This window comes from Mesorhizobium sp. M7A.F.Ca.ET.027.03.2.1 (genome assembly GCF_003999175.1).
Classification (GTDB): Bacteria; Pseudomonadota; Alphaproteobacteria; order Rhizobiales; family Rhizobiaceae; genus Mesorhizobium.
In genome coordinates, this window is record NZ_RZOM01001069.1 from 1 (window position 1) to 2,125 (window position 2,125).

General features: G+C 64.9%; 2 protein-coding genes and 2 pseudogenes. 2 read left to right on the forward strand and 2 right to left on the reverse strand.

The genetic code is table 11. The annotated features are described in order from the left end of the window. Positions 1 to 554: pseudogene (locus tag EN750_RS31220) on the forward strand (beta-ketoacyl-[acyl-carrier-protein] synthase family protein); the annotation flags it as partial. 163 nt (positions 555 to 717) lie between these two features. After that, positions 718 to 1,422, forward strand: a complete 705-nt coding sequence (locus tag EN750_RS31225) for a glutathione S-transferase N-terminal domain-containing protein (RefSeq protein ID WP_127399010.1) — start codon at positions 718 to 720, stop codon at positions 1,420 to 1,422. Between the two features lie 23 nt (positions 1,423 to 1,445). On the opposite strand, the gene EN750_RS31230 is transcribed toward EN750_RS31225, so the two are convergent. Further along, on the reverse strand, positions 1,446 to 1,793 hold the full coding sequence (locus EN750_RS31230; protein WP_127399011.1) for a hypothetical protein: 348 nt from the start codon (positions 1,791 to 1,793) through the stop codon (positions 1,446 to 1,448). Positions 1,794 to 1,878: 85 nt separating this feature from the next. Continuing rightward, positions 1,879 to 2,125: pseudogene (locus EN750_RS31235) on the reverse strand (nucleoside/nucleotide kinase family protein); the annotation flags it as partial.

A 2,125-nucleotide genomic window follows, 5' to 3' on the forward strand; every position in this document is an offset into this window, starting at 1 on the left:
GCCAGGGCCTGTCGCTCGGCGAGGGCGCCGGCATGGCGGTCCTGGAAACGTATGAGCATGCCATGGCGCGCGGCGCCACCATCCTTGCCGAGGTCGCCGGCGCCGGCCTCTCCGCCGATGCCTCCGACATTGTCGCGCCGACCGTCGAAGGGCCGACGGCGGCCATGCGCGCCTGCCTGGCCGATGCTGGCTTCAATCCCGAGGATGTCGACTACCTCAACGCCCATGGCACCGGCACCAAGGCCAACGACCAGATCGAGACGGCAGCGATCAAGCGCGTCTTCGGCGACCATGCCTACAAGCTTTCGGTGTCGTCGACCAAGTCGATGCACGCCCATTGCCTCGGCGCATCGGGGGCGCTGGAGATGATCGCCTGCGTGATGGCGATCCGCGAAGGCATGGTGCCGCCGACGGCCAATTTTCGCGAGGCCGATCCCGATTGCGACCTCGACGTCACGCCGAACGTGCCTCGCGAGCGCAAGGTGCGCGCCGCGATCAGCAACGGTTTCGCGTTCGGCGGCACCAATGCCGTGCTGGCCTTCAAGGCCGTCTGATCTAAGGGGCGCGCGATCTGCCCCAGGCAGACCATTTCGTTGACTGTTCGTGCACGACGAAACCCTTCACCGCCATATTGATCGTGCCGTGCGCCGCGTCTAATCCTTGGCCGACCCGCCAAGACCGCGCCGCTCGGCGCGAATCCCCATTCAGGAGTTTTCCATGGCTGACCTGTCCGCCTTTCCGATTGCAACACGCTGGCCGGCCAAACATCCGGACCAGATCCAGCTCTATTCGGCGACAACGCCGAACGGCGTGAAGATATCGATTGCCCTCGAGGAACTCGGCCTGCCCTACGAGCCGCATTGGGTCAATATCGGCCAGAACGAAAGCTGGACGCCGGAATTCCTGTCGCTCAATCCCAACGGCAAGATACCGGCGATCGTCGATCCGAACGGTCCGGACGGCAAGCCGATCGGCCTGTTCGAATCCGGCGCCATCCTGCTCTACCTCGCTGAAAAGACCGGCCTGCTTATGCCCGTGGACGCCGCGCGCCGCTACGAGACCATCCAGTGGGTGTTCTTCCAGATGGCTTCGGTCGGGCCGATGTTCGGCCAGGTCGGCTTCTTCCACAAATTCGCCGGTCGCGAGATCGCCGACAAACGCCCGCTGGAGCGTTATCGCGACGAGTCAAAGCGACTGCTCGGTGTGCTCGACGGCAGGCTGAAGGGGCGCAAGTGGATCATGGGCAATGACTACACCATCGCCGACATCTCGCTGCTCGGCTGGGTGCGCAACCTGATCGGTTTCTACGAAGCCCGCGAACTCGTCGGCTTCGACGATTTCGTCAATGTCTCGACATGGCTGGAGCGCGGCCTGGCGCGACCGGCGGTGCAGAAAGGCCTGACCATCCCCGCCAAGGGATAGCCGAACCAGCCTCCGAAGCGCGGCTATTTCGCCTTCGCTTTGGCCTTCGAACCGCCTTTGCCCATGACGGAAGCGGCGAGCGACGCAGCACCTCGGGCGGCGACCATGACCGCGCCGGCAGCGACGTTGGCCGTCGCCTTGGCCGTGCGCATCGCACTGCCGCTCAGGGAGTCGCTGGAACTCGCGGGCTTCTTCGGCTTTGCGGCTTTCGGCGCGGCTTTCGCTGCGGTCGGCACCACTTTCTTCGGCGCTGCCTTGCCGAAGGCCGGCTTGGTGTCCTTCGAACGGGCTGTCATCGCCGGGCCGGCGCCGGCCTTGGATTGGGTCGCCTTGCCCTTGGCGGGCGCGGGCTTTCTTGCCTTGGTTGCCATTGGACCGAATCCCTCTTCTGGCACAATTGCCGTGTCGGGATAACGGCCTGAAAGTCTTAAGGTTCCCCTTGCGCAATCCGTCGAATCAAGCGGAAAGGCCGATCACCAGATCGGCAGCCCGGCGCCGCGCGAGCACGCGTTCGATGTTGGGCAGGTCGTTCGACGCGATCCAGGCGCGCGCATCTTCATCGGAGCGGCCATGTCCGTGCCAGCGCTCCATCAGGCGGCGCTCGAGCTCGTTGCGCGGCACGTCGACGAAGATCGAGAAATCGAACAGCGGCGCCAGCCGCGACCATGGCTCCTCGTCGAGCAGCAGGTAGTTGCCCTCGACC

What these genes read in the sequence shown, in the direction of transcription:
- EN750_RS31225 (WP_127399010.1), top strand. Translation starts at nt 718, where the DNA reads ATGGCTGACCTGTCCGCCTTTCCGATTGCAACACGCTGGCCGGCCAAA.
- EN750_RS31230 (WP_127399011.1), bottom strand. Translation starts at nt 1,793, where the DNA reads ATGGCAACCAAGGCAAGAAAGCCCGCGCCCGCCAAGGGCAAGGCGACC.